Raw genomic sequence first — 26,384 nt, 5'->3', positions numbered from 1 at the left:
GCACCACACTTGGACGCAAGGAGACTCCGTGAGCACAACAGAGCACCAAGGCCTAAGAATCTCTCTTGTCCCGGTTTTGGTGGGGTTTATTGCCGGCGCTCCGGCCGGTGCCCTCATGAAAGCTGCCGAGGTGGCGACTCGATACTCCTCAAGGGTGTTGTCCACGTCGCTTGAAGGGCGGGCCATCGTGTCATCGAGCACGCTGCTCGCCGGATGGCAGCCCGCAGAACACATCTCGGAAGACGACTTCGATACCGCGTGCATCATAACTCTTGAGCTGCTGGAGGACTGGGGCCCGCTCACGGCCGAGCAGCTGACTCGATTCGCTACAGCGGAGAACATCGCCACGAAGTGATTTCTACTATCGTGCAAGAAGTCATCGACGATCCGGAATTTCGTCAACGAACGGGGTTTGACCTTAGCCTTCAAATCGCCCAAAAAGTTGATTCTCTCGCGAATCGCCACCACGAAACGCCCCTCTCACCGCTAACAGCCGCCCAGCTGGCCGGGCTCGGCGTCACACGCGGTACCTTCTCGATCGCATTGACAATTCCGCGGCAGGTAGACAACCCCACCTTTCGCCGTCGTCAATCAACGGTTACGCCGGACACCTCAGCAATGGCCGGTGGGGAAGCCTTGTCGATACCGCGTTGCTGGCGTTGGTCGCGTATCAACGCCAGCAACGCGGCGGCAGCTATGACCTCATGGAAATGCGCCACCATGATCCGCTACCCCATGAAAGCCTCAGATCACGCATACGCAAGACTAGTTTCAACGTGTTCTCGGGGGTGTCCGGCGAGAGCGGAACTGACGACGAATTACTACGCGGTGAGGCGCAAATGGCGATCCGATGGCTGACGGGCTAGGTCAGCTCGCCACAATACAATAGTTGCTTTCCCATTCTGGGTGGATGGGGGTCGGGCAAGACTGCCCTGGCCTATGAGCTCGCCGGACTGGCCCATGAAGGTGGAGCATTCCTGCTCGCCCCGCAACCCGTCGGCGGGCAAGATCTGAGCACAGCCCTTCTGGCAGAAGCCGCGGACTGCTTCCACAGGCCGTTTTCCTCCATGGAAGAGCTCAGCGAAGTACTCTCACGATCCGAGCAATGGGCTGTTGTGCTCCTTGATGACGCCGACGAATCCGCATTGCTTGACCCAACATTCATTCGACAATTGCAGGAGAGAATTGCTGCCGACACCGCCTTTGACACGCTGCGCTGGATTGTCACCGTTGACGTGGCGACTACGACGCTGTCATGGACCCGCACTGGCCGCGGTTTTGGCTCGAATGCGGATGCGGCGTTCAGGACCGGATTCCTTCGGACAACTCGTTTCTGGGTGGCTGGCTTGATCTTGATCGAGTCAATATCGAGGAAACCACCGGCCATCTGCTGCTGGTCCGTGGCCTGCCGCCTCAAGCGCGCCATACGGCTGAAGCATTTCGCCTCGGACGCAACAACGAAAACAACAATTCTTGGAAGCTGTTGTGTCAGCCCCTTGCCGCCCGGACCTTCCTGGAGTGCATCGGCGACGAGCGGAAGTTGGAGACATTCGACCAGGCCGCGTTTGTTGATGCGTATTGGCGGACTGCCGTGGCCGAGATCGCACCAACACCGGGCCTCAAGCAGCAACTTGACGAGGTGATCGTTGCACTCACTGTGACTTTTGCGCTGGAACACGGGCACGGCATGAAGACCGGCGAACTCCAACGAGAAGTCCTTGGTGCGCAGCCACCAATTCCATCCGTCAATAGTTTTCATGAGCTCATCGACCCCATGGCGGGGGTGGATTTCTCCGACGCACTGGCGCCGAACTCGTTGCCGGTGCCGAGACTCTATAGGCTCGCCGCATCGTGGATGAGATTCAAGGCGAGGCCTGGCTGAGCGAGGAAACGATCCTAAAAGAGCTCCGTGAGTGGCTCGCTCCCACGGACGGACCCTCCGAATCATTGCGGGACGCTGTGGTGCAGGAACGGATTGTCCTGCTCAGCAACAGGCAGGAGCTGCAATGGATGTCGAATCGAATTCTGGCACACCACATTAATCCCGGCGGGCGAAACTCAGCCATCTGGGGAAGCGCCCTCCTGCAACCGACGGAATCGCAGGTCAGCCTTGTTCACGCGGTCATGTCTGAAGTACCCGCCGGAGATGGGCCTCACGACGGCTGTTTGTTTTTGCGGTGGTGCTTACACGCGCCGTGGAGGTTAGGAGCCCTCAGGAACTGCTCGACGCCATCGCCCCGCGGTACGATTCACTCGCCAAGGGCGGTCTGGGAAGCTACCTGGCCGTGGTCCTCCGGAAGGCAATCAACAGGACAGCGCTGAGCGAATGCAGTCAACAGATCGAGACTCTTACCAAGGTTGATGGCGCCGAGATCGCTGGTATTGGAGCCGAGGTCGCCGACGCTTTCATCAGCAGCGCAACGAGGCAGTCGGAAACCCCGGAGGTCCTCCGCTCCGTCTCAACGTACCTCAGCCGACAGAGCCCAAACACCCTTGACGCGGGACTTCTTGAACGCGACGAAAGCTTGTTCCTGCGGGCCTTGATCATTGCCACGGTCCACGCCGCCGTGGACAAGGGCGTGGCCGCGGGCAACGAAGAGCTGGTCGCGAGTATGTGGATGAGTACCAGCCTCGGCACGCCGACCCTGCAAGTGGCGATACGCTCCGAAGCCCACGGGAAAGCTGATGTGGTTGTTTCCGAACTCTTCCGTCAGTCCCTGGACCGCCTTAGCAGTCGGCGTGCTGACTTCCCGAAACGAACCCGAGAAAAATGGCTCATGCCACTGCTCCGAGCCAACGGCGCCCTGTGAGGGCCGACACGTTACTGGTTAGTAACAAAAGGCTCTGCAGATGTGGCCGACCTTGGTACGCTGTCGTCCATGAGCCAATACCAGCCTCCCCTTGCCGATCTCGCCTTCGCCCTCGAACACGTTGTGGGATACCCGGACATCGCCAATCTGCCCGGCTTCGAGCATGCGGATCTGGATACTGTCATGGAGCTTCTGGAGCAATGCGGGGAGTTCATGGCCGAGGTGGTGGCCCCCACCAACCAGATTGGCGACGTCGAGGGTTCACGTTTGCTGCCCGACGGCTCGGTGGTGACCCCTCACGGATTCAAAGACGTTTACAAGCAGTATGTGGAGGCCGGCTGGGGTTCGGTGCCGTTGCCGGAGGAATTCGGCGGCGGTGGATTCCCGCGGACTGTGGGCCTGGTGATCCAGGAGCTCATGACCAGCGCAAACATGGCCTTCTCGCTCTGCCCGCTGCTGACCCAGGGCGCCATTGAAGCCCTGCTGCACTACGGGGACGACGATCTCAAGCAGCTCTACTTGCCCAAGATGATCAGCGGCGAATGGACCGGGACCATGAACCTCACCGAGCCCCAGGCCGGGTCCGACGTCGGGGCGCTCACCACGCGCGCCGTGCCCCGGCCGGACGGCAGCTACGCCATTACCGGGCAAAAAATATTCATCACCTACGGTGACCACGACATGGCCGAACAGATTGTCCACCTGGTGCTGGCCCGCACACCCGGCGCCCCTGCCGGAACCCGCGGCATCTCCTGCTTCATTGTGCCCAAGTTCCTAATCAACGACGACGGTTCGCTGGGTGAGCGCAACTCCGTGCAGACAGTGTCGCTCGAACACAAGATGGGTATCCACGCCTCCCCCACCTGCGTCTTGTCCTACGAGGAAGCCACCGGCTACCTCATCGGTGAAGAGAACCTGGGCATGCGCATCATGTTTGTGATGATGAACAGTGCCCGATTGGGGGTTGGCGTGCAGGGTCTGGCCGTCGCCGAACGGGCTTATCAGCAATCGCTCACGTATGCGCAGGAACGCAAGCAGGGGGTGGCGATCGGCGCAACAGGGTCCAGCTCAGCCATCATCGAGTTCCCCGATGTGCGGCGCATGTTGCTGACTCAGCGCGCCTACTTGGCCTCGCTGAGGTACCTGATGCTGCTCGATGCCAGCTACGTCGATCGGAGCACCCATGATCCTGACCCGGCCGTTCGTGCCCGGGCTGCCGAGATCGTGGGAATACTGACCCCCATTTGCAAGTCATTCGGCACAGACCTCGGGAACGAACTAACCTCACTTGCCCTGCAAATCCAAGGCGGCATGGGCTTCATCGAGGAAACCGGGGCCGCCCAGCATGTGCGCGATGTGCGGATCGCTGCCATCTATGAGGGCACCAACGGCATCCAGGCCGCGGACCTTGTGGGGCGCAAACTCGGCATCCGCGGCGGTGCTTCGATTCTGGACTTCCTCGCCTCCATGCGTGACATCGAGGCCGACCTTGCCCAGGCTGGCGAGGATTTCACCAGCATCGGGCAAGAGCTCAGCAAGCAGTTCGACGCCCTGGCAGAAGCCACCCGCTGGATGCTGCGCACCGGTGCGGCCGACCCCAACGCAGCACTTTCCGGTTCGACGCCGTTCCTGCGGATGTGGGGGCTGTGCACCGGCGGGTGGATGCTGGCCCGGGCGGCCGTTGCAGCCGCCGCGACGGACGACACCGAATTGGCGCACAGCCAGCTGGTGTTGGCGCGGTTCTACGCAGAGCAGTTGCTGCCCCAGTCCGCCAGCCTGTTGGGAGCCGTCACGGCGGGTCCCGGTGACCTTTTCGCCCTCGACGCACACCAGCTGTCGGGCGCGTCCGCCCGTCGCGTGCGACGCTAGGGCGACGCCCTGGCGGCTGGTCCTGTGCGAAGTGTTTGCAGCCGCCTAGGGTGTGATGGCCCGCAAATTGTCCATGCTCACTGTCAGCGGGGCGTTGTTGGCGGTGCTGGAGAGGTACGTGGCCAGCCCCAATCCGCCGGTCCCTTGCAAGGCGGCTGTGGCATCGGTGATGCTGCGTTGCCAGTTGGTTGGCTCAGCAGAGCCCAATTCCCACACCTTGGCACCGTTCGCGGCAGTTCTGACCAATGACAGTGCCACGGAGCCGTTGGTCGCCAAAGAAAGTTTGGCACGGTACTCCCCCGCCCCGGCAATTCTGCGCCCAATGCCGCTCAGATAAATGTTCGAACCGGTGGCTGCTTTGTCCGTTGCCAGTTCCAGATAGAGCTCGGTGTTTGAGGATGCCACACTCCCGAGATAGCTGTTGAGTCCGCCGCCCGCGGCGGGGATGCGGACCCGACCCGTCCCAGCAGCGACTGAGTAGTTGGCGGCACTGCCCGTTGTGGTCCAGGTCCCGCCAGTGGCCGCCGCACCGAGCCCGTTGGTGACAGTCCGCTCGAAAATATCCTGCGCCAACAATCCGACCACCGGATCGGTCACGCTCACATTGTGAACCACGGTTCCAGTGCTGCCAGCATCGTCGGTAACGGTAAGCGTCACCGGATACGTCCCCGGGGCCAAATATGTCCTACTGGCCGGCTGGTTGGTGCTGGTCGTTGAGTCGCCAAAGTCCCATGCATAGCTGACGATGCTGCCGCCTGGATCATTCGAACCAGCGCCGTTAAAGGTGCAGGCAAGGGCAACGCAGGAACTCGTAAACGCTGCTGTCGGCGGCACATTGGCCCCCGTCGGGGCGATGCTGAAACCATCCTGGAACGTGCCACTCGTGGCAATAAATCCGGCGCTCATGGTGGTGGCCGTGAATCTCAGGTCCAACAGGCCATGGCTGGGGGCGGCGTTGAGCCCAGACGACGCAGCAAGGTAGGGCGCCTCGGGGTCGGCGGCATTGACATCACGCAAGGTGACTCCCCCGGTGCCGACTGTGGTGAAGACGGTGCCGGCACCTTTGCCCAGTGAGTTGTCCACATCTGCGACGCAAGCAGCGGTGTAAACATCGGAAACAAGGCCTGTGCAAGTGCCGGAGGTGGCTAGCTGCTTGGTCCGCTGATACACGTGTTCGTGTCCATTGAGCACCAGGTGAACATTCTTGCTCAGCAACAGGTTGGCGATCGGTGCGCCGGAGGCACAAACATACTGCCCCACGGACAAGCAGGGAGTATGCATCCCCACCACCACCCAGGGGATCGACGCTGAGCGGGCCCCGTCTATGGCCGCCGCTGTCCAGTTGTAGTGGGGACTGCCCCGCGGAGTAGTCCCAGGTGCCACCGGAGAAGGGGATGCCCGGCGCGATCATGACAAACCGAACCAAGGGGTTTTGGCACGGCACATCCACGTAGTATTGCCGCCCGTAGGATCCAACCACACCCGGCAGCTGGTTGGGCAGGCACGCCGCAATGTCGTTGATGTTCCCGTTCTGCCCGTTGCTCTCATGATTACCTGAAATGAGTTCAAAGGGGAACCCAGCCCCGGTCCGTGACGTGACGAAATCGCACCACGCCTGCTCCGCCCCCGTCTCCCCGTACGTCAGGTCACCCAAGGCAAGGTGCAAGTCCGGGTCGATGGTGCCAACACGGGAAAGTACCCCGGCCGCTGCGGCACTGCTGGAATAGTCACCGGCCGCTGTGACATGCAGTTCTCCGGGTGTGGCAGGAATGGGCGCCGCCAACACTTGGGCAGGCTGAACCCCCACAGCGCCCACTAGGGTGCCCACCAAGGGACTCAGGGATGGCCCGGCCCCAAAACGAGAACCACGCTGGCCAGCACTGCCGTCACAATTCGACCCTTGCTCATCACGCACTCCCAAGAACATAGTTCTGGATACAGTATCCGGGGCCGCGTCCTGAAGAAGGCAAAGGCACCGAATCCCCCCACAGGCACATGGACTGTCACAGTGTGAGACCGCACTAGCGTATGAGGTCATGCTAGTCCGCGACCCATGAGCTGCACAGGCCCTAGCGAGGACTTAAAAATGGCTGATGCAAGGAGAGTGCATGGCAGCTGAGGTGAACGGTACGCTGTGCCCGGTCTCGCGCGCCTCGCCGGACGGCTGATCAGCTACGCGCCACGGGCTGGCGCAGAATGGTTTTGAGTTTCTCGGGCGCTGCACGGCGAGGGTCGCCGAGATAAATTTCGTGATGTTGGCCGTTGAACGCCAGACCGTGCTCGGGCATGTACTGATCGTGCAAACGGGCCAAGGTGGGGGCCTCGTCGTCGTACGAGCCACGATGAAGAATCTGCACGCACAGCCCTTCGTGCAAGTCCAGGACACGCAACCGGGCCAGTCCGGGCAGTTCCTTCTTGGCCGCAACTTTTTCCACCGTCGCGGCGATAAGCTCCGGGGTGATCCAGTCGGGCTGGCTGATCATCATGGTCCAATCCCACGTGTCTTTGTCCCCCGTTGTGAACGCCGCCATGTCCGCAGCCCACCACAGCCCCTCCAGGGGTGGCACCACAAAATCCCTGTCCAACACCTTCTTGCTCTCGAACTTCACGCCATACGCGCACGAGTAGAGGGCCTCAACGGCTTCAACGTACTGCGTGGCCGTGCCAGGGTTCCCGTGCCCGTCCACGGCAAGGTAGCGAACCGGCGGTACCTCAACCATCGAGAAGTCCTTGGAGCCGGGCGAATAAAGCTCTTTGTGTGCTTTCTTGACGTCAAACTTCTCCATCGCATGCATCCTTTTCTCCGGGACTGACCAGCTCTACCGCAAGGTCTATGCTGTCCAGTCTAGGATCATGCCACGCGCTGGCGCCATGGCTATTCGGCCAAGGACTCCGATACGGACATTCGATGGTGGTGCACCACCATCGAATGTCCGTATCGGCCCCCGCGGCGCCTTAGACGCCAAAAAACCCGCCATTCCCTAGCAAGAAGCTAAGGAACAGCGGGTTTGTGTCGGTCGGGCTGACAAGATTTGAACTTGCGACCCCTTGACCCCCAGTCAAGTGCGCTACCAAGCTGCGCTACAGCCCGAAAAGTTCAACGCTTGGAAGGTATCTTCCGTGGCTGAACCACCTGAAAAAGTTTACATCATAAAAACCATGACCCAAACCAATTCAGATGTGAGCCGCGCTACTTTTTGCGGCTGCGCTTTTCACGTACGCGCATGCTGACCTCGATGGGCGTGCCCTCAAAGCCAAACGTCTCACGGAGACGGCGGGTGATGAAGCGGCGGTACCCGGGATCCAGGAATCCTGTCGTGAACAAAACGAACTTCGGCGGGCGGCTGGAGGCCTGTGTGCCGAACAAGATGCGCGGCTGCTTGCCACCACGGACCGGGTGGGGATGTTCGGATACCAGCTCGCCCAGGAACGCGTTCAAGCGGCCCGTGGGGATGCGGCGGTCCCAGTTCTCCAACGCCAAGTCCAGTGCCGGCACAAGCTTCTCCTTGTGCCAACCCGTCTTCGCCGAAATGTTCACCCGCGGCGCCCACTCAACGTGTGCCAGATCCTGCTCGATTTCACGTTCCAGGTACTTGCGGCGCTCATCGTCCAACAGGTCCCACTTGTTGAAGGCGAGCACCAAGGCACGGCCCGATTCAATGGCCAGCTGCAAGATGCGAACATCCTGCTCACTGAGCACCTCATCAACTGCCAACAGCACCACGGCAACTTCGGCCTTCTCCAGGGCACCCTGGGTGCGCAAGGATGCGTAGAAGTCGGCGCCCTGTGCCATGTGCTGACGACGGCGGATACCTGCGGTGTCCACGAAACGCCAGGTCCGGTTCCCCAGTTCAATGAGCTCATCGACGGGGTCGCGGGTGGTGCCGGCAACATTGTCAACAACAACGCGCTCGGTGCCTGCCAGCTTGTTCAGCAGCGAGGACTTGCCCACGTTGGGACGGCCGATCAAGGCCACCCGGCGCGGTCCACCCGTGCGCTCAACACCGGCGACGGCGGAGAACTCCGGCAGCACGTCCATGACGCGGTCCAGCATGTCTGCAACACCGCGGCCGTGAACAGCCGACACCGGGAGCGGCTCGCCCAAACCAAGGCCCCACAGTGAGGCGGCGTCGGCTTCCTGCACCAGGTCATCAACCTTGTTGCCCACCAGGATCACCGGCTTCTTGGACCGGCGCAGCATCTGCACAATGGCCTCGTCAGAGGCGGTGATGCCCACCACGGAATCAACCACCAGCAGGACGGCGTCGGCCATCTCGACAGCAATTTCGGCCTGCTCAGCCACGCGCAGGTCAATGCCGCGGGCCTTGCTTTCCCAACCACCGGTGTCAACAAGGGTGAAGTTGCGCCCGTTCCAGGTGGCCGGGTACTGGACGCGGTCGCGGGTGACGCCGGGGGTGTCCTCCACCACGGCTTCGCGGCGGCCCAGAATACGGTTGACCAGGGTGGATTTGCCGACATTGGGTCGGCCCACAATGGCCAGTACGGGGTCCTGGCGGTGGGCGTCCTCGGCCGTTCCGTCGTCGAACTCGCCGGAGAGCAGCTTGGCGTCTTCGTCGTCGAGTTCGTAGTTGGCTAGGCCCGCCAGCAGGCCGGCAGCGCGGGCCTCGGCATCCTCGTCGGTGATTTCGGCAAGCCGCTCAGCAATGTGGTCAGCTCCCGTGGGCTCGTAGTCCCGGTGACTAAACTCACCCTCATCGGGGCGCGTGGCAGACTGTGAGTCGCTCATGGTTACTGTCCTTCTTGCTTAAGAGGTGTGTCTTCATCCGCAGGTAAATCCTGGCCTGTGACCGCTATGGCGGCAGCAATATGCGCTGCCAGCCGTAGCCGGATCGCATCGGTTGCTCTGTCCATTGAAACACGCCCGGAAACTCCAGGCTCACGTTCAATGGTCATCGCTTCTCCGAAGACCACCTGCAGATGCCGGCGGGGTGCCGGAATCTTGTCTCGATGTTCGTTGCCAACCCGGGTTCCCAGGATGGCTACAGGGACGACGACGGCACTTGTGTTAAGTGCCAGCCAGGCCACCCCGCTGTTCATGCTGGCGGCATTCCCGGTACCTCGGGTGCCTTCGGGCAAAATGCCCACGCAGTCGTTGCGGTCAAGAACAGCTTTTGCATACTGCAGTGCTGCCCTGTCCCCTACCCTGTTGACGGGAATCTGGCCTGAGGCGTGCAATACCCTGCCCAGGACTCCCTTAAACATGTCGTGGCGGACCATGACATGCATGTAACGATTTGCCGCACCCACCATGACGGGACCGTCAAGGTAGCTCAGGTGGTTGGCGGCGAACACTACGGGCCCCTCAGGGGGAATGTTGTTCCGGCCGTGCACAGTGGTTCTGTAAATCCCGTGATCCAACAACCTGCCCAGCGGCCGGCTCCACCTGGTCTTCCAGCGCGGCGGTGCAGCGCTCAAGGTGCGCAACTTTTTTGCGTCCCCGCTCATGCAGCGGGACCCTCATTCACAGCCGATCGCACCACATTGATAACCGCCGTGACGGTTTCTTCGAAGTTAAGCTCCGAGGAATCCACCGTGTAAACGCCGTCCGCTGCACGCTGGAAATCAACCACTGTGGAATCCTTGGCGTCACGGGCCAACACTTGTTGGGTCAACTGCTCAGGGGTCTGGGTGCCACCGAGCTGAAGTCCCCGGCGCCGCATACGGGCTTCCTCACTGGCTGTCAGGATCAGCCGGGCGTGGGCCTGGGGCGCCACAACAGTGGTGATGTCCCGCCCCTCCACCACTATGCGATGCCCGCACTGGGCAATGATGGCCTGCTGGCGGCGCACCAATTCCTTGCGCGCCCCCAGGTTGGTGGCCACCGTGCTGACGTTTTTGGAGATTTCGGGCTCGCGGATGGGCTCGGTGACGGTGACGCCGTTGACCTTGACGAATTCGCCCTCGGGTGTGAGGTTTTGTTCTAAGGTGATGCTGCGGGCGGCGGCCTCCACGGCTGCGGCATTGTTCAAGTCAATGCGGCCGTTGAGGCAATGCCACGTCAGCGCCCGGTACATGGCACCGGTGTCCAGAAACGCCAAACCCAGGCGCTTCGCAACAGCCTTGCTGACACTTGATTTGCCGGATCCGGACGGGCCGTCAATGGCAATCACCAAAGGGTGGCCAAGGCGCAGTTGCATGGTGGCCGCTACAGAGTTACTCATTGAATGACCTTCCAACCACGATTCGTTAAGTCCTGAACCAAACTCACGCGCTTGGACGGCAGTACGGAAAGCTCCACCATACCCACCTGCAGTCCGGCGGAGTGGTCCAGTCGAAGATCCTCCACGTTGACGCCGATCTCACCGATCTCCGTCAGAAGCCGCGCAATAGCTCCGGGCTTGTCATCCACCAGCACAGTGAGCCAGGAGTAGTGCTGGGGCGGGCCGCCGTGCTTGCCAGGGATCCTGCTCTGGCCTGCGTTGCCTTCAGCCATGAGCTGCGCCAGATCCAGGCGCGCACCGGGGGCTGTGGGTGCGCTGAGGGTGTTGATCAGCCTGTCCAAATCGAGCCGGACACCTTCCATGATCGCCAGCAGCCTGGGGGCGTTGGCCCCCAAAATCTGTACCCACAAGGAGGGGTCGCTGGCGGCAATGCGGGTGACATCGCGCAAACCATTGCCAGCCAGTGACAGGGCATGCGGCGGCGTCTCCGCCAATCTGCTGGCGACCAGCGAGGACATGATCTGGGGCAGGTGTGAGACCAGTGCCACAGCCTCATCATGCTCCTCGGGAGAGAAACGGAACACCACGGCAGCTAAGTCAATGGCCAGTGAATGGGCCACCTTGATGGCGTGGGCGCTGCTGTCCTGGGACGGGCACAGCACCCACGGCATCGAGTTGAACAGTTCCCCGCGGGCAGCCACCGGCCCGGAACGTTCCCGCCCGGCCATGGGGTGGGTACCCACGTAGCGGGGCAGCAGGCTCGGATCGTCCTCCACAAGGGTGCGGAGTTCGGCCAGCACAGCAAATTTGATGCTGGCAATGTCCACCACGACGGCGGACGGGTACCTTCGCAGGGCTGCGGCCACCACCGTGGCGCTCACGTCCGGCGGCGCAGCCACCACCACCAGCTCGGGGCTCAGTGGCTCGGCGTCGTCAAAGGCACGCCCGGCGCCAATGTCGACAGCCACTGCCTGCGCTGACGGCGAGGGGTCGCTCAGCACGACGTCCACGCCGCGGGCACGCAGCCCGAGGCCAATGCTGGCTCCCAGCAGTCCACTGCCAAGAACCAGCACGGGCCCCAATAAGTGCGAAGGATTCATGGGATTGTTTACATTCCCACGTCTGAGAGCAGGTAACCCACCTCGTGGCGGCCCAAAACGCGGACGCTTCCCTGGCGCTGGTCGCCCAAGGCGATGGGGCCGAACTTGACACGCACCAGGCGCTCCACGGGGTAGCCCACGGCGTCAAACATGCGTCGAACAATGCGGTTCTTGCCGGAGTGCAAAACAACCTCAGCCAAGACGTGGCCGGGGGTGGAGTCCACCAGGCGGAAGGAATCCACGCGCTGCCAGCCGTCCTCGAGCTCCACGCCGTCCTTGAGCTGGGCGCCAACACCCTGTGCCATCGGTCCCTTCACCTGGACCAAGTAGGTCTTGGGGATGCCGTACTTGGGGTGGCTCAAACGGTTGGCAAGTTCGCCGTCGTTCGTCAGCAGCAACAGGCCCTCGGTGGCTGTATCCAAACGCCCCACGTGGAAGAGGCGCTCGGCAGTCTGGCGCTTCTTGAGGAAGTCGCTGATGCAGGGGCGGCCTTCGGGATCATCCATGGTGGAGACAACGCCCTTGGGCTTGTTGAACACCATGTACACCATCTGGTCATTGGTCTGGATGGTCATGCCGTCAACGGTGATGTCAACGGTTGCCGGATCCACGCGCAGGCCCAGCTGGTTCACCGTGACGCCGTCAACCTGGACGCGGCCCTCAAGAATCATGTCCTCGCACAGACGGCGCGAGGCCACACCTGCCATGGCCATGACCTTCTGCAGGCGCACACCATCGGCATTGTGAATGTCAACGTCGTCGGTAGTGGACAGCGGGCGGCGGTTTTGCTCGGTGGGCCGGTTCTTGCTCGAGGTGACTGTGCGGCCGTACTGCTCGTTCTTGAACGGTCGTGCGCCGGTCTGGCTTGGCTTGCGTGCGCCGGGCTTACTGGCGGCCGACTTGGGCCCGCCCAGCTTGGAGCCGCCGGAGCGGAAGCCGCCCTCGCTGGCCGCCTTGGCCGCGTTGGCTGCCCGGTCGTTGTTGTAGCCAGCGGCGCGCAGGGCACCGGGCTTGATGCCGCCATCGCTGGAGCTGCCGGACTTGTTGTAGCCACCGGAGCGGTAGCCGCCCTCGCTGGAGCCACCGGAACGGTAGCCACCTTCGCTGGAGCCACCGGACTTGTACCCGCCGCCGGACTTAAAGCCGCCCGACTTCGGGGCGCCGGACTTGTTGCCACCTGATTTCGGGGCGCCGGATTTGAAGCCACCTGACTTGGGGGCGCCGGAGCGCGGATTACCTCCACGCGGCTGGTTCTGCCCGGAAGAGCTTCCGGAGCGGTGCGACGGTGTCGGTGTCATGGGGTTGTCCTTAAAGTACTAAATGTTGTGGTCAAGCTAAAAATGTGAATCGTCAATTTCATGAAGGTTTTCCAGACCGGGCAGGTGCTGTGCAATTTGCGGCAACTCGTCCACGCTACCCATCCCCAGCCGTTCTAAAAAGTACGCCGTGGTGCGGTACAGGAATGCCCCGGACACCGGATCGGTGCCCACTTCCTCAATCAGTCCGCGCTGCGCCAGCGTCCTCACCACCGAGTCCACGTTCACGCCTCGAATGGCGGAAACACGGGCCCGTGAAACTGGTTGGCGGTAAGCAATCACCGCCAATGTTTCCAAGGCCGCCTGCGTGAGCCGGGCCGTCTGGCCGTCCACAACAAACTGTGACACGATATCGGCGTAAGCGGCTCGTGAATAAACACGCCAGCCTCCGGCAAGTTGCCGAAGTTCAAAGCCGCGAACCGGTACGGTGTCACCCTTCCTAGTATAGCCGTCGTACTCCCTTGCCAGTTCGTGTAATTGCTCACGTATGGCAGCAGCGGGCAAACCCACCACCGAAGCCAACGCCTCCTCGGTGACGGGCTCGTCCACCACCATGAGCACGGCCTCCAAGGCAGCCCGCACGCCGTCAGCTGTTTCAAGCAGTTCGGCCGCCTCAACAGGCTCGGCCGGGACAGCGTTGCTGGTACGAGAATCATCGCTCATAGTGCAGCCTCCGCGTGCAGGTGTTCCTTAGTGTTGGTGGTTGGCTCGGCTAGCTGCGGACCCTCATCGTCAAAGTCACTGTCGGTGGCAAGACTGTGCTGCACACCTGCGCTCCAACGGACCAGAAGTTCACCCAGCGGCGCGACTTGTTCAAAGGTGACCACCTGGTCCCTGAACAGTTCCAGCAGGGCCAAGAACCGGGCAATCACCACCATCGATGAGGATGCGTCCGCACTCAATGTGGCAAAGGACAGCGGGGCACCAAGCCAGGTGGCTGCGCCGGGATCCTCCTCCGGCGGCATGCCTGCTGTGAGCATGAGGGTGATGATGGCTGCTTGCTCGCGCACGCTGACGGGCTGCACGTGCAAATGCGCCAAGCCGACTTCGGTGATGGGCGCTTGTTTGGGCTCCATGGCCCTGGCCGCCATTTGCGCGAACTGTTCCGGCGTGTGCCGCCACACCAGCTCCGGCAACAGCGCCGCAAAATGTGGTTCCAGCCCCACCTGGCGGGGGAAGCGCTGGGCTTCACGGTCAAGTTCGGCACCCAAGCGGGCAGCAACTTCCTTGAACGCCTTGTACTGCAAGAGTCTCGCGAACAAGAGGTCACGGGCCTCCAAAAGGGCCAGGTCGTCGTCGTTCTCCACCTCGCCTGCGGGAAGGAGTCGGGCAGCCTTCAGGTCCAGCAGGGTTGCGGCCAGGACCAGGAACTCGCTGGCTTCATCCAACGCCCACTCTTGCCCCAGATCCGCCAGGGCCTTCAGATAGCTGATGAATTCGTCCGTGACGGTGGCGATGGCGACGTCGGTGATGGCCATTTCGTGTTTGGCAATCAGCCCAAGGAGCAGGTCAAAGGGACCGGTGAAATTATCCAACCGGACTTCAAAACGTTGGGGGTGGCTGCCCTGCGTGCCTGCCGCGATCCCCGCGGCCTGTGGTGATGAGAGCAAGTTAGGGCGAACCACCGCGGGCTATCAGCTCTTTCGCCAGGCGGCGGTAGGAGTCGGCGCCTTGATGATTGGCGGCGTAGGAGGTGATGGGCTCGGCAGCAACGGAGGCGTCGGCGAACTTGATGGTGCGCTTGATGACCGTTTCAAACACCTTGTCGCCAAAGGCTTCCACCAGACGGGCCAGCACTTCACGCCCGTGCAAGGTCCGCGCGTCGTACATGGTGGCCAGGACGCCGTCGACCTGCAGACCCGGATTCAAACGGTCCTGAACCTTGTCAATGGTTTCCACCAGCAACGCCACCGCGCGCAGGGCAAAGAATTCACAGATCAACGGAATGATCACGCCATGGGCGGCCGTCAACGCGTTGACTGTCAGCAGGCCAAGGGAGGGCTGGCAGTCGATCAGGACAACATCGTAGTCGTCCTCAACCTTGCGCAAGGCACTGGCCAGCACCTGTTCGCGGGCCACCTCGTTGACCAGCTGAACTTCGGCGGCCGAGAGGTCAATGTTGGCCGGGAGAATGTCAATGTTCTCAACGTCGGTATGGATGATGGCGTCACGAATGTCCACCTTCCGATCCATCAGCACGTTGTAGACGGTGATGTCGAGTTCGTGCGGGTTGGTGCCCAGACCGGCAGAAAGGGCGCCCTGCGGGTCAAAGTCAACCAGGAGCACCTTGCGGCCGGCTTCTGCCAGGGCGGCACCTAAGTTGATGGTCGACGTCGTTTTGCCCACGCCACCTTTTTGGTTGACCATGGCAATGATGCGCGCCGGGCCGTGGGAGGTAAGGACCGGGGGCTCGGGGAATTCCGTCAGGGGACGTCCGGTTGGGCCCAGAACGTCCTCACCCACGAGTGCCGTTGCACCCTGCTCGTTGCTCACCTGTCAGTCCACACTTTCGCTGCCTTGTCCATACATCACTTCCAGTGACTAGGTTACCGGGTTCGGCGGGTAAGTTTTGGACATTTAGCCGTCATGGGTTTTGAGCCTTGACCCTCAAGTTGAAGCTGAATGTTGGTGGCGGGGCCTGAAGCCTATACTTCGAAGTGATGAGCAAAGCACCCAACTCCTCCCCCGACCATCCCGCACAAGCCACGAGGGCGCCGGCTAATTTGGCGCGACGGTCCGATGTGGTGCGTGCCGAGAAGCTGCAGGCCGGCTACAGCGGCACGCCCGTGTGTGGAGTTGTCAGCTTCAGCGTCCACTCGCATCAATCCTTAGCACTGGTGGGCCCCAATGGTGCCGGCAAGTCAACTGTTGTTAAAACAGTGGTGGGCCAGCTGGAGGCGCTCTCCGGTGTCACCCTGATCAACGGTGCCGAGGTTGATGACAGGACTCTTGACTTCCGCCGTGAAGTGGCTGTCGTGTTTGATGACGACGCCTTCTTCCCGTCCCTCACGGTGGAGGAGCATCTTGCGATTGTCTCCGCCGGGCACGGGGTCGAAGACGTGGAGGACGTCATTGCCGCCGAGCTGGAGTTTTTTGGCCTCGCCGAACTGGCCACCTCGCGGCCCTACAACCTGTCCTCCGGGCAACGCCGCCGCATGCTGCTGGCCGGAGCCTTTGTGCGGCCCCGCTCCCTCCTGGTCTTGGACGAGCCCGAGCAACGCCTGGACACCGCCATGCGGCACAGGCTGGCCACCAGGTTGCGGGCCGAAGTCGACGCCGGCCTGGCCTTGCTGGTGGTCACCCACGATCCGGTGTTCCTCACCACTGTGGCCACCAAGGCCCTCTTCATTGCCGACACGATTCATGTCATGACGCCGCAGCGGGCGGCCACGGCCATCGCCTCCGAGAACCCTTACGCAGAGTAGTCGCCCCATGAGCATGCAAACACGTGAGCGCTTCAGCGCCAAGGAAATCCGCCAGTACACGTTCAGGGCCGGGCTGAGCCGTACCCAGGGCGGGCTGATGGAGCTCGTCTCCGAGGTGTACACCTCCCTCCTGGGCGGGTTGACGCTGTTGGCCATGGCCGGGGCGCTCATTGTTGCCTTGCGCCACAGCTTGGGGGTGGGCACTGAATCGGCGTTGGCCGCCACTGCTGTGGCGCCGGGCTTCCACTCGGTGACGTTGCTGCAGGCGAGTGCCACCGTGCTGTTGACCTTGGCTGCGGCCCTGTTGAGCGTTGAAATGACCATGGGCCCTGTCGCCATGACCTTGCCGCAAACCGCGTGGTGGCTGGGGCTTCCCGTCCGGCGCCGCGGTTTCATTCAGCCGGGGTTTTTAAAGTCCCTGGTGTGGCCTGCCATTGCCGCCGTCGTGGTGGTGGTGCCGTTGGCACTGGGCATGGCCTCGGAACCTGATCCGGGCCGGATTGGCCTGGCGGCGCTGTGCGGCGTGGGCTTGGCATGGGTGTTGTACGGCGTGGCCGGGTGGTGCCAAATCACGAATTCCGGGGCGTGGCTCAAGACAGTCATGGGGGCGGTTGCTTTGGTGGCACCCCTGACATTGATCGCCACGGCGCTGTTCAACAATGTGGCCGGCTCCCTAGCCGTGACGGGCGCGCAGACCGCCTGGATGGCGTACCTGCCCACCAGCTGGCCGTTGCTGGTGGCCGACGGCGCACTCTGGCCGCTGCTGCTGGTGGCCCTTGCGCTGGGGTTGTTAGCCGTGGTCTATGCCCATCTTGAGCGGATCACCACCGCTCAGCTTAAGGCCAGTGCAGCCGCCGGCGCCTATGCCGCCAGTTCCCTGCTGTCCATGGATGCCACGGAGCTTTCACGCTCGCTGAGCACGGGCCCCGCTGTGAGCCGCATCAAGCTGCGGCTCAAGCTGATCTTCCGGAACGGCTCCGTGGGTTCGCGGAGCGTCAAAACGCTTCTGAGCACTCATGCCACCATGGCCTTGCGCGCCCCCAATACCTTGTTGCGGTTGCTGGTCTTGGCAGCCATCCCGGCCTCGCTGGCTGCCATTGAGTTCTTGGGTAATTCCATCCTGATTGCCGTGGTGCTCTTCTTGTGCGCTTACCTTGCCGCCTCGACCCTTGGCTCCACAGCACGCTTTGCCGCGGGCAATCCAGCCGTTGACGCGCTCATGCCACTGCCGGCGAAGACTGTGCGCCGGGTGCACTATGTGATTCCTGCCGTGGCCATGACGCTGTGGGCGCCCTTGTGTTTTGGATTGTTGTTGGCGCTTGGCGTGGGATCACCGACCCTGCTCGGGTTGGCCGTGCTGGCTGGCCCGGGGCTGGGCGCTGCCACCTTGCGGGCCTCGTTCAGGCCGGCACCGGATTGGAACATGCCAGCTATCGCCGCACCCTCCGGCCCCATTCCCACCGGCGCCATCCGGTCCTTTTTGTCGGGCCCGGATCTGACCCTCATTGTGTTGTTGCCGGTTCTGATCTGCCTCATCTCCGGCGGCGTGCCTGCCGTTGCTTTCCCGGCCCAGTTGACGTTGACGTTCCTTGCCTTCATGTGGGGTACCCACGTCCGCAAGCCCAAGTCAGCCAAGGCTGGCGTTCTGGCGGGTATGCCCGCCGGAGCATCAGCCAAGTAGCCAATACTGGAGACGCTGCGGCACCCCGGGCCGGCAGCGGATTTCCGGGAATGGCGCGCACCGCTTACGATAACTGAGGCGTGGCCTGCGCCACAATTGTGCCGCGCATTCGTGCGCATCCCGATCCTTCCTACCTGAGGACCTCCAATGAAGCTGCTGAAATCAATCCCCCTACTCGGCTGGATTGTCATAGCCATCGTGCTGGGCATTCTGACCGGGCCGGTGATGCCCGTGTGGCTCGGCGGGTTGTTTCTGACCTACAACTCGATCTTTTCGGGGTTCCTGGGGTTCATTGTGCCGCTGATCATTCTGGGGCTCGTCGCACCGGCAATCGCGGAGCTCGGCAAGGGTGCCGGGAAGTGGCTTGGAATCACCGCCGTGATCGCGTACGGCTCCACGATCCTTGCCGGACTGCTCGCGTACTTCGTCAGCCGGTGGCTGTTCACCCCGTCGCTGGCTGGCGGCGGCCTCGACGCGCTCGGCGACGCCTCCGGATCCGGCTTCACCCCGTACCTGACGGTAGTGGGCGCCGCAGGCGACTCAGCGACTGAAATTGTGCTTGAACCGGTGATCGGCGTCATGAGCGCACTCGTGCTCGCGTTTGTGGTCGGCATTGGCCTCACAGCGTTCCACAGCAAAGTGCTCTTCCGCGCAACCGTGGAGTTCCGCACGATCATCGAGTCCGTGATCCGGCGAGTCCTGGTGCCCGCGCTGCCGCTGTTCATCTTCGGCATTTTCTTGGACCTCTCGGCGAGCGGTTCCGCCATGACTGTCGTCACGAAGTTCATGCTCGTGGCCCTGGTGTCCTTTGGGCTGACGTTCCTGGTGCTGCTCCTTCAGTACTCGGTGGCGGGCGCCATGGGCGGGATCAACCCGTTCAAGGCACTGTGGAACATGCGCGACGCCTACTTCACGGCGCTTGGTACCTCGTCGTCAGCGGCGACGATTCCGGTGACACTCGCCTCAACCAAGAAGAACGGCGTCGCCGACTCGGTGGCAGGTTTCGTGGTGCCGTTGTGCGCCACGATCCACTTGTCGGGCTCGATGGTCAAGATCACCTGCTTCTCGATCGCGGTGTTGCTGCTCACCGGCGGTGACATCACTTTCGGGGCCTACCTGCCGTTCATCCTGATGCTCGGCGTCATGATGATCGCCGCCCCGGGCGTTCCCGGCGGTGCGATCGCAGCGGCCGCGGGCCTGCTCACGCAGATGCTCGGCTTCGGCGAACTCGAGGTGGGGCTCATGTTTGCCGCGTACATCGCACTCGACAGCTTCGGCACGGCCACGAACGTGACAGGTGATGGTGCGATCGCCCTGATCATGAACAAGCTCACGCGCGGCCACCTCGGCACGCAGGCTCAGGATCCCTCCGACGAGGTTGTGGAGGCAGCAGAGGGCAGCGAGACAGAACCACATACCCTCGCCCACTAACACGCCCCACTAACACGCCCCGTCCCCGCTCCCCAGGGCCCCCGAGAGTACAGTTGGTGCCGATGTTGCCACGGAACATCGGCATCAACTGTACTCTCGATTGGGCGGCGTGAGGCTAGTTGCGACCGGTCAGGATCGGGAGCAGTGCCTCGATGACGGCCGGGTCCTCGATGGTGGAGGGCACCGTGTAGTCGTCGCCGTCGGCAATTTGGCGCATGGTCTTGCGCAGGATCTTCCCGGAGCGGGTCTTGGGCAGGGCGTCAACCACCACGGCATGCTTAAAGTCAGCCACCGGCCCGATTTCACGCCGCACCAGCGCCACCAATTCACGTTCCAACACACCAGCATCCATGGTAACGCCGGCCTTGAGCACCACGAACCCGATAGCCTTTTGCCCCTTCAGGGCATCAACCACACCAATCACGGCGCATTCAGCCACGGCCGGGTGCGTGCCCACCACCTGTTCCATGGCCCCGGTGGAGAGCCTGTGCCCGGCCACGTTGATGATGTCGTCGGTGCGGCCCATGACGAAAACGTAGCCATCAGCGTCCCGGTAGCCCGAATCGCCCGTGGAGTAGAAGCCCGGAAAGACGCCAAGGTAGGAATCCACATAGCGTTGCTCGTTGCCCCACAAGGTGGTGAGCGTGCCCGGCGGCAGCGGCAAGGCGAGCACAATGTTGCCCTCCTCCCCGGCGTCGACCTCCTCGCCCAGACCGTCCACAATGCGCAGATCGTAGCCAGGCATGGGCACCGAGGGCGAGCCGGCCTTGATGGGCAGCCGCCCCATCCCCTGCGGGCTGCCCACAATGGCCCACCCAGTTTCTGTCTGCCACCAGTGATCCACCACCGGAACACCGAGCACCCGCGACGCCCAATGAAAAGTGTCGGTGTCCAAACGCTCACCGGCCGTGAACAGTGTTTCCAGGTGCCCCAGGTGGTACTTCGCCAACAGTGCCGCGTCCGGGTCCATCTTGCGGATGGCGCGCAGTGCCGTGGGTGCAGTAAAGAGGGCCTTCACCCCGTGTTGCTCGATGACCCGCCAAAACGCGCCGGCATCCGGAGTGCCCACGGGTTTGCCCTCGTACATGAGCGTGGTGGCGCCGGCCAGCAGCGGCCCGTAGACAATGTAGGAGTGCCCCACCACCCAGCCCACGTCCGAGGCCGTCCACCAGACATCACCGGCGTGGATGTTGTAGAGCTTGTCCATGGTCCACAGCAGGGCGACGGCGTGCCCGCCGTTGTCGCGGACCACCCCCTTGGGCGCGCCCGTCGTGCCGGAGGTGTACAGCACATAGAGCGGGTCCGTTGACTTCACGGTTACGGGCCCGGCAGGCTCCGCCGTGGCCATGGCAGCGTCCCAATCAACGGCGTTGAGCCCCAACACGGCAGGGTCCGTGGCAAAACCCTCGCGGCGCTTGACCACCACCGGCACGTGCGGCATCTCCGCCTTGGCCAGCGCCTCATGGATGGTGGGCAGATATTCAATGTACTTGTTGGGCTCCAAACCACCGGATGAGGTGACAACCACCTTCGGTGCCGCGTCGCGCAGCCGCACAGCCAGTTCACTGGCGGCAAATCCGCCAAACACCACCGAATGGATGGCGCCCAGCCGGGCCGTGGCCAGCATGGCGATGGCGGCCTCGGGGATCATGGGCAGATAAATGAGTACCCTGTCCCCCTTGCCCACGCCGTTGGCACGCAAAACACCGGCAAACATGGCAACGGCCGCCGTGAGCTCGCGGTACGTGTACGTAGTAACTTCCCCGCGCATGGCCGAATCATGAATCAACGCCACTTGCTCGCCGCGCCCGGCGGCAACGTGCCTGTCCAGTGCGTTGTAGGAGGTATTCATTTCCCCGTCGGGGAACCAGCGGCTGAGGGGCGCGTCGATGTCGCTGTGTGCGAGGCTTGGCGCCTTGTCCCAGTCCACCGCTTGGGCCGCAGCCAGCCAGAACCCTTCGGGATCGCTGATGCTGCGCCTGAATTCGTCGCTGTAGTCCGTGCTGTGCGCTGACATGCGGTACTCCATCCACGTTGATGTGATTAGTGCCATAGTAGCGCCGACAAACGGGCAAAAACAATCACCTGTGTATACATTCAGCGAAATTGACGCGCTATTTTTAGCAAATGCTGCCAATTTGGCAACTCTTTGTATACACTGGAGGGGTTAGCTTGTTTGACCAGCTCCACCCGCCTCGTCCCCCAAGGAGTCCCATGCGTGCCAGCGAGAAGGCCTATGCCGCGTTGCGCAGTGACATCATCCACTGGCGCCTCACCCCCGGGACAGTGCTGGCCGAAGTGGAACTCTCAGAACGCTTGGGCGTCTCACGCACCCCCATCCGTGAAGCGTTGGCCAGGCTAAGTGCCGAGGGCCTGACCGAACCCCAAAGCGGGCGCGGGGTGGTGGTCAGCGAGATTTCTCTTGACCACCTGGATGAGCTCTTCGAACTGCGCTCCGCCCTGGAGTGCCGGGCTGCCGAACTGGCCGCCCAACGCTGCGATCCGGCGGTTTTTCACGCACTGCATCAGCAACTTCTCAACGCCGGGGAACTCATCACCTCCGATGACCCCACCCGGGGTGACTATTACCAGCTGGCGGGCGAGCTGGACAGCGCCATTGATGCCGCCGTCGGAAATCACTATCTCAACCAGGCCATGAAGAACTTGCGTGTCCACCTGGTCCGGGTCAGGCGCTTGGGCAAGGACAATCCGGCAAGGCTCAGCGATGCGGCCCGTGAGCATGCTGCCATAGCCCTGGCCATTGCGCACGGGAACGTGGCGGTTGCCAGCGCAGCCACCACCGTCCATCTGGACAACAGTCTGCGCCATCTTCTCAGTACCGCCACCTAAAGAACTTTTGAACAATAATTTTCCGCCCCTGCGAAAGGAACATCATGGTAGTTGAGCATAAAGTCCGCGTGTACAAGAGCGACGAGAACCTGGCCCGCGAGGACCAGCTGGCGTTCAAGATCGCCACAGTTGCCGCCGATCCGGTAGCCGTAACGGCCGAGGTGACCGACATGATCATCAACCGCGTCATCGACAACGCCTCCGTGGCTATCGCCTCGCTCAATCGCGGCCCCATTGTTGCCGCCCGTGCACAGGCACTGACCCACGCCCCGTCCACCGGCGGCTCCGGCGCATCCGTTTTCGGCATTACCGAGAAGGTCTCGCCCGAATGGGCGGCCTGGGCCAACGGTGTTGCCGTGCGCGAGCTGGACTACCACGACACCTTCCTGGCTGCCGAGTACTCCCACCCGGGCGATAACATCCCGCCGATCCTCGCCGTCGCCCAGCACACGGGCGCCTCGGGTGCTGATCTGATCCGTGGCATCGCCACCGGCTACGAGATCCAGGTTGACCTGGTGAAGGCCATCTGCCTCCATAAGCACAAGATTGACCATGTTGCCCACCTCGGCCCGTCGGCGGCCGCCGGCATCGGCACCTTGCTGAACCTTGAAGTGGAGACCATCTTCCAGGCCGTGGGCCAGGGCCTGCACACCACCACGGCCACCCGCCAGTCCCGCAAGGGCGAGATCTCCACCTGGAAGGCGCACGCCCCCGCTTTCGCCGGCAAGATGGCCGTTGAGGCAGCTGACCGTGCCATGCGCGGACAGACCTCACCGGTGCCGATCTACGAAGGCGAGGACGGCGTCATCGCGTGGCTGTTGGACGGCCCCGACGCCGCCTACACAGTGCCGCTGCCGGCCGCCGGCGAGGCCAAGCGCGCCATCATGGATACGTACACCAAGGAACACTCCGCCGAGTACCAGGCGCAGGCGTGGATCGACCTTGCCCGCAAGCTGCACGGCGAACACCCAGAGGCCACCGACCCGGCCAACGTGGCGAGCGTGCTGATCAAGACCAGCCACCACACCCACTACGTGATCGGCTCCGGCGCCAACGATCCCCAGAAGTACGATCCCACCGCCTCACGCGAAACCCTCGACCACTCCATTCCGTACATCTTCACGGTGGCTCTTCAAGACGGCGCGTGGCACCACGTTGACTCCTACTCCCCCGAGCGGGCCGGCCGCCCCGACACGGTTGAGCTGTGGCACAAGGTCACCACGGAAGAGGATGCCGAGTGGACGCGCCGCTACCACTCCCTGCACATCGCCGAGAAGGCCTTCGGTGGCACAGTGGAAATCACTCTCAACGACGGCACGGTCATCACCGACTCCATCGCCGTGGCCGACGCCCACCCGCTCGGCGCCCGGCCGTTTGCCCGCGAGCAGTACATCAACAAGTTCCGCACCCTGGCCACGGGCCTTGTCGAGGAAGCAGAAATCAACCGCTTCATCGCGGCAGCGCAGAATCTGCCCCACCTGGCCGCCGGCGAACTAGACCAACTCAACATCGCTGCAGCTCCCGGCGTCGTGGATCTCGCAGCCGCACCCAAGGGACTCTTCTAACATGCTGTACTCCAAGAAAACTCCCGAGCAGAAGCGCCGGGATCTACGCGCCATGCTCGTGCCGGGCGCAGCAGTGCAGTTCCCGGGAGCCTTCAACCCGCTCTCGGCCCGCCTCATCGAGGAAAAGAAGTTCGACGGCGTGTACATCTCCGGTGCTGTGCTCGCCAACGACCTGGGTTTCCCCGACATTGGCATGACCACGCTCACCGAGGTGGCTGCCCGCGGCGGGCAGATCGCGCGCATGACGGATCTGCCGTGCCTGATCGACGCGGACACGGGATTTGGTGAGCCCATGAACGTGGCCCGCACCATCCAGGAACTCGAGAGCGCCGGACTGGCTGGCTGCCACATCGAGGACCAGTTCAACCCCAAGCGGTGCGGCCATCTGGACGGGAAGAACATGGTGGATTTGGATACTGCCGTCAAGCGGATTGCTGCCGCCGCCGATGCCCGCCGGGATGAGAACTTCCTGATCATGGCCCGCACCGATATCCGGGCCGTGGACGGCTTGCAGGCGGCCATCGAGCGGGCCAAGGCGCTAGTTGATGCCGGAGCCGATGCCATCTTCCCCGAGGCCATGAAAAGCGTCGCCGAATTTGAGGCTGTTTGCCATGCTGTGGACGTGCCCGTGTTGGCGAACATGACCGAATTTGGCAAGAGTGAGCTGTTCACCCGGGATGACTTGGCCAACGCCGGGGTCGCCATGATCATCTATCCGGTCACGTTGCTGCGCAGCGCCATGGGGGCTGCCGAGCGTGTTTTGGACGCCATTGCTGCCCACGGCAGCCAGGAAGCCGCCGTGCCGGACATGCTGACCCGGGCCCGACTCTATGAATTGGTTGACTACGAGGCGTATAACCGGTTTGATACAGGCATCTTTAACTTCTCCGTGCCAAGCTTGGACATCACCGGCAACAATTCGACTCTGTAGGACCAGCCCGCATTAAATCAAGGGAGCATCAACTGTGAGTGAACAAGAAGTACGCAAGGGCCTTGCCGGCGTGGTTGCTGACTACACGGCCGTCTCCAAGGTCAATCCTGACACGAATTCGTTGCTGTACCGCGGCTACCCCGTTCAGGAGTTGGCCGCGAACGCGTCGTTTGAGGCCGTGGCCTTGCTGTTGTGGACCGGTGAGATGCCCTCGGCGGCCGAGCTGAGCGCTTTTGAGGCTTTTGAGCGGTCACACCGTTCCCTCGACGCCAATGTCAAGGCTGCGATTGACTTGCTGCCCCGCAACTGCCACCCCATGGATGTTGGCCGCACGGCTGTCTCGGTCATGGGCGCCAACCATCCCCTCGCCCATGACTCCTCGCCCGATGCCGAACTGGAGAAGGCCAAGTCCCTCTTCGCCCAGTTCCCGGCAGTGGTCGCCTACGATCAGCGCCGCCGTCGTGGTGTGGGTGTGGTGGAACCTCGGGAGGATCTGAACTACTCGGAAAACTTCTTATGGATGACCTTTGGCGAGGAAGCTGCCCCGGATGTGGCGGACGCTTTCCGGATATCGATGGTGCTGTATGCCGAGCATTCCTTCAACGCCTCCACATTCACGGCCCGGGTCATCACCTCAACGCTTTCGGATCTGCATTCGGCCGTGACAGGTGCCATCGGCGCGCTGAAGGGCCCGCTGCATGGTGGCGCCAATGAGGCAGTCATGCACACCTTTGACGAGATTGGCATCCGCGCCGACGAGCCTCGGGAGGATGCTGCCGCCCGCGCCAAGGCGTGGATGGAGGATGCGCTGGCCGCCAAGAAGAAGGTCATGGGTTTTGGGCACCGTGTCTACAAGCACGGCGATTCCCGGGTGCCCACCATGAAGGCTGCACTGGAGCGCATGATCGCCCACTATGACCGCCCGGAAATGATGGGCCTTTATGACGGGCTGGAGCAGGCCATGGACGAGGCAAAGGCCATCAAGCCCAACCTGGACTATCCGGCGGGGCCCACGTATCACCTGATGGGCTTTGCCACTGACATGTTCACGCCGATCTTCATTGCCTCCCGCATCACCGGCTGGACCGCTCACATCATGGAACAGCGGGCCAGTAACGCCCTGATCCGCCCGCTGAGCGCGTACAACGGCGTGCCCGAACGTCACCTGGCGTAGTTTGCGCCGAGCCGCCGCCCGTCCCCCTCTTCCGAGCCGGGCGGCGGTTC

At 62.6% G+C, this 26,384-nt stretch carries 23 protein-coding genes and 1 tRNA gene; 11 read left to right on the top strand and 13 right to left on the bottom strand.

Going from position 1 to position 26,384, the window contains the following annotated elements; translation table 11 throughout:
- The first annotated feature begins 28 nt into the window (after positions 1 to 28).
- The gene (locus ACX80E_RS04840; RefSeq protein ID WP_459300776.1) at positions 29 to 355 is read left to right on the top strand and encodes a hypothetical protein; all 327 of its coding nucleotides are present in this window, start codon (positions 29 to 31) and stop codon (positions 353 to 355) included.
- A gap of 232 nt (positions 356 to 587) precedes the next feature.
- Here ACX80E_RS04840 and ACX80E_RS04835 read toward each other — a convergent pair whose 3' ends face one another.
- Entirely contained in the window at positions 588 to 722 is a 135-nt protein-coding gene (locus tag ACX80E_RS04835) for a hypothetical protein (RefSeq protein ID WP_459300775.1), read from the bottom strand.
- Between the two features lie 533 nt (positions 723 to 1,255).
- Here ACX80E_RS04835 and ACX80E_RS04830 point away from each other — a divergent pair.
- From ACX80E_RS04830 to ACX80E_RS04820, 3 genes are all read left to right on the top strand, one after another.
- Positions 1,256 to 1,882, top strand: a complete 627-nt coding sequence (locus tag ACX80E_RS04830; RefSeq protein WP_459300774.1) for a hypothetical protein — start codon at positions 1,256 to 1,258, stop codon at positions 1,880 to 1,882.
- Positions 1,883 to 2,177: 295 nt separating this feature from the next.
- Positions 2,178 to 2,810: a hypothetical protein gene (locus tag ACX80E_RS04825; protein WP_459300773.1), complete on the top strand. Its 633-nt coding sequence runs from the start codon at positions 2,178 to 2,180 to the stop codon at positions 2,808 to 2,810.
- 69 nt (positions 2,811 to 2,879) lie between these two features.
- A complete protein-coding gene (locus tag ACX80E_RS04820) occupies positions 2,880 to 4,679 on the top strand; it encodes an acyl-CoA dehydrogenase (protein WP_459300772.1) in 1,800 nt (599 codons plus the stop codon).
- Positions 4,680 to 4,724: 45 nt separating this feature from the next.
- On the opposite strand, the gene ACX80E_RS04815 is transcribed toward ACX80E_RS04820, so the two are convergent.
- From ACX80E_RS04815 to ACX80E_RS04765, 11 genes are all read right to left on the bottom strand, one after another.
- Entirely contained in the window at positions 4,725 to 5,960 is a 1,236-nt protein-coding gene (locus tag ACX80E_RS04815) for a PKD domain-containing protein (RefSeq protein ID WP_459300771.1), read from the bottom strand.
- Between the two features lie 887 nt (positions 5,961 to 6,847).
- On the bottom strand, positions 6,848 to 7,465 hold the full coding sequence (locus ACX80E_RS04810; protein ID WP_459300770.1) for a GyrI-like domain-containing protein: 618 nt from the start codon (positions 7,463 to 7,465) through the stop codon (positions 6,848 to 6,850).
- A gap of 231 nt (positions 7,466 to 7,696) precedes the next feature.
- Positions 7,697 to 7,770: transfer RNA gene (locus ACX80E_RS04805), tRNA-Pro, on the bottom strand.
- 99 nt (positions 7,771 to 7,869) lie between these two features.
- Positions 7,870 to 9,426 (bottom strand): ribosome biogenesis GTPase Der, encoded by a 1,557-nt coding sequence (gene der, locus ACX80E_RS04800; protein WP_459300769.1) that lies wholly within the window; start codon positions 9,424 to 9,426, stop codon positions 7,870 to 7,872.
- A 2-nt stretch (positions 9,427 to 9,428) separates the two neighbouring features.
- The gene (locus ACX80E_RS04795) at positions 9,429 to 10,145 is read right to left on the bottom strand and encodes a lysophospholipid acyltransferase family protein (RefSeq protein WP_459300768.1); all 717 of its coding nucleotides are present in this window, start codon (positions 10,143 to 10,145) and stop codon (positions 9,429 to 9,431) included.
- The gene (gene cmk / locus ACX80E_RS04790) at positions 10,142 to 10,861 is read right to left on the bottom strand and encodes a (d)CMP kinase (RefSeq protein WP_459300767.1); all 720 of its coding nucleotides are present in this window, start codon (positions 10,859 to 10,861) and stop codon (positions 10,142 to 10,144) included. Before cmk ends, ACX80E_RS04795 begins: the two co-directional genes overlap by 4 nt.
- Positions 10,858 to 11,961, bottom strand: a complete 1,104-nt coding sequence (locus ACX80E_RS04785; protein ID WP_459300766.1) for a prephenate dehydrogenase — start codon at positions 11,959 to 11,961, stop codon at positions 10,858 to 10,860. Before ACX80E_RS04785 ends, cmk begins: the two co-directional genes overlap by 4 nt.
- Before the next feature lie 8 nt (positions 11,962 to 11,969).
- Complete coding sequence (locus ACX80E_RS04780; protein ID WP_459300765.1) at positions 11,970 to 13,259, bottom strand: pseudouridine synthase; 1,290 nt, start codon at positions 13,257 to 13,259, stop codon at positions 11,970 to 11,972.
- Between the two features lie 36 nt (positions 13,260 to 13,295).
- Positions 13,296 to 13,940: an SMC-Scp complex subunit ScpB gene (gene scpB, locus ACX80E_RS04775; RefSeq protein WP_459300764.1), complete on the bottom strand. Its 645-nt coding sequence runs from the start codon at positions 13,938 to 13,940 to the stop codon at positions 13,296 to 13,298.
- The gene (locus ACX80E_RS04770) at positions 13,937 to 14,860 is read right to left on the bottom strand and encodes a segregation and condensation protein A (protein WP_459300833.1); all 924 of its coding nucleotides are present in this window, start codon (positions 14,858 to 14,860) and stop codon (positions 13,937 to 13,939) included. The genes scpB and ACX80E_RS04770 overlap by 4 nt, the downstream gene beginning before the upstream one ends.
- A 28-nt stretch (positions 14,861 to 14,888) precedes the next feature.
- Complete coding sequence (locus ACX80E_RS04765; RefSeq protein ID WP_103466289.1) at positions 14,889 to 15,770, bottom strand: ParA family protein; 882 nt, start codon at positions 15,768 to 15,770, stop codon at positions 14,889 to 14,891.
- Positions 15,771 to 15,937: 167 nt separating this feature from the next.
- Here ACX80E_RS04765 and ACX80E_RS04760 point away from each other — a divergent pair, with 167 nt between their 5' ends.
- The 3 genes from ACX80E_RS04760 (at position 15,938) to ACX80E_RS04750 (ending at position 19,814) form a co-directional block, all read left to right on the top strand.
- Positions 15,938 to 16,702 (top strand): ABC transporter ATP-binding protein, encoded by a 765-nt coding sequence (locus ACX80E_RS04760; protein WP_459300763.1) that lies wholly within the window; start codon positions 15,938 to 15,940, stop codon positions 16,700 to 16,702.
- A 7-nt stretch (positions 16,703 to 16,709) separates the two neighbouring features.
- Positions 16,710 to 18,383: a DUF6297 family protein gene (locus ACX80E_RS04755; protein ID WP_459300762.1), complete on the top strand. Its 1,674-nt coding sequence runs from the start codon at positions 16,710 to 16,712 to the stop codon at positions 18,381 to 18,383.
- A gap of 147 nt (positions 18,384 to 18,530) precedes the next feature.
- Positions 18,531 to 19,814: a dicarboxylate/amino acid:cation symporter gene (locus ACX80E_RS04750; protein WP_459300761.1), complete on the top strand. Its 1,284-nt coding sequence runs from the start codon at positions 18,531 to 18,533 to the stop codon at positions 19,812 to 19,814.
- Between the two features lie 115 nt (positions 19,815 to 19,929).
- Here ACX80E_RS04750 and ACX80E_RS04745 read toward each other — a convergent pair whose 3' ends face one another.
- Positions 19,930 to 21,831: an AMP-binding protein gene (locus tag ACX80E_RS04745; protein WP_459300760.1), complete on the bottom strand. Its 1,902-nt coding sequence runs from the start codon at positions 21,829 to 21,831 to the stop codon at positions 19,930 to 19,932.
- A gap of 197 nt (positions 21,832 to 22,028) precedes the next feature.
- On the opposite strand from ACX80E_RS04745, the gene ACX80E_RS04740 reads away from it, so the two are divergent.
- From ACX80E_RS04740 to ACX80E_RS04725, 4 genes are read left to right on the top strand one after another with little or no spacing between them, the layout of a single operon-like run.
- Positions 22,029 to 22,664, top strand: coding sequence for a GntR family transcriptional regulator (locus ACX80E_RS04740; RefSeq protein ID WP_459300759.1), 636 nt, complete (start codon positions 22,029 to 22,031; stop codon positions 22,662 to 22,664).
- 44 nt (positions 22,665 to 22,708) lie between these two features.
- Positions 22,709 to 24,229, top strand: a complete 1,521-nt coding sequence (locus tag ACX80E_RS04735; protein WP_459300758.1) for an MmgE/PrpD family protein — start codon at positions 22,709 to 22,711, stop codon at positions 24,227 to 24,229.
- 1 nt (position 24,230) lies between these two features.
- Positions 24,231 to 25,160 (top strand): methylisocitrate lyase, encoded by a 930-nt coding sequence (prpB, locus tag ACX80E_RS04730; protein WP_459300757.1) that lies wholly within the window; start codon positions 24,231 to 24,233, stop codon positions 25,158 to 25,160.
- Positions 25,161 to 25,194: 34 nt separating this feature from the next.
- Entirely contained in the window at positions 25,195 to 26,334 is a 1,140-nt protein-coding gene (locus ACX80E_RS04725; RefSeq protein WP_459300756.1) for a bifunctional 2-methylcitrate synthase/citrate synthase, read from the top strand.
- Positions 26,335 to 26,384 lie beyond the last annotated feature (50 nt).

The sequence above is a fragment of the Arthrobacter sp. TMN-49 genome, assembly GCF_054511095.1.
Note: the sequence above shows the minus strand (reverse complement) of the source record. Positions and strands in the feature narration are given on the sequence as shown.

Coding starts and splice junctions, on each gene's coding strand:
- scpB (WP_459300764.1), bottom strand. CDS start 13,940: ATGAGCGATGATTCTCGTACCAGCAACGCTGTCCCGGCCGAGCCTGTT.
- der (WP_459300769.1), bottom strand. CDS start 9,426: ATGAGCGACTCACAGTCTGCCACGCGCCCCGATGAGGGTGAGTTTAGT.
- prpB (WP_459300757.1), top strand. CDS start 24,231: ATGCTGTACTCCAAGAAAACTCCCGAGCAGAAGCGCCGGGATCTACGC.
- ACX80E_RS04795 (WP_459300768.1), bottom strand. CDS start 10,145: ATGAGCGGGGACGCAAAAAAGTTGCGCACCTTGAGCGCTGCACCGCCG.
- ACX80E_RS04785 (WP_459300766.1), bottom strand. CDS start 11,961: ATGAATCCTTCGCACTTATTGGGGCCCGTGCTGGTTCTTGGCAGTGGA.
- ACX80E_RS04815 (WP_459300771.1), bottom strand. CDS start 5,960: ATGCATACTCCCTGCTTGTCCGTGGGGCAGTATGTTTGTGCCTCCGGC.
- ACX80E_RS04820 (WP_459300772.1), top strand. CDS start 2,880: ATGAGCCAATACCAGCCTCCCCTTGCCGATCTCGCCTTCGCCCTCGAA.
- ACX80E_RS04750 (WP_459300761.1), top strand. CDS start 18,531: ATGAAGCTGCTGAAATCAATCCCCCTACTCGGCTGGATTGTCATAGCC.
- ACX80E_RS04835 (WP_459300775.1), bottom strand. CDS start 722: ATGGTGGCGCATTTCCATGAGGTCATAGCTGCCGCCGCGTTGCTGGCG.
- ACX80E_RS04735 (WP_459300758.1), top strand. CDS start 22,709: ATGGTAGTTGAGCATAAAGTCCGCGTGTACAAGAGCGACGAGAACCTG.
- ACX80E_RS04755 (WP_459300762.1), top strand. CDS start 16,710: ATGAGCATGCAAACACGTGAGCGCTTCAGCGCCAAGGAAATCCGCCAG.
- ACX80E_RS04810 (WP_459300770.1), bottom strand. CDS start 7,465: ATGGAGAAGTTTGACGTCAAGAAAGCACACAAAGAGCTTTATTCGCCC.
- ACX80E_RS04830 (WP_459300774.1), top strand. CDS start 1,256: ATGGACCCGCACTGGCCGCGGTTTTGGCTCGAATGCGGATGCGGCGTT.
- ACX80E_RS04740 (WP_459300759.1), top strand. CDS start 22,029: ATGCGTGCCAGCGAGAAGGCCTATGCCGCGTTGCGCAGTGACATCATC.
- cmk (WP_459300767.1), bottom strand. CDS start 10,861: ATGAGTAACTCTGTAGCGGCCACCATGCAACTGCGCCTTGGCCACCCT.
- ACX80E_RS04745 (WP_459300760.1), bottom strand. CDS start 21,831: ATGTCAGCGCACAGCACGGACTACAGCGACGAATTCAGGCGCAGCATC.
- ACX80E_RS04780 (WP_459300765.1), bottom strand. CDS start 13,259: ATGACACCGACACCGTCGCACCGCTCCGGAAGCTCTTCCGGGCAGAAC.
- ACX80E_RS04760 (WP_459300763.1), top strand. CDS start 15,938: ATGAGCAAAGCACCCAACTCCTCCCCCGACCATCCCGCACAAGCCACG.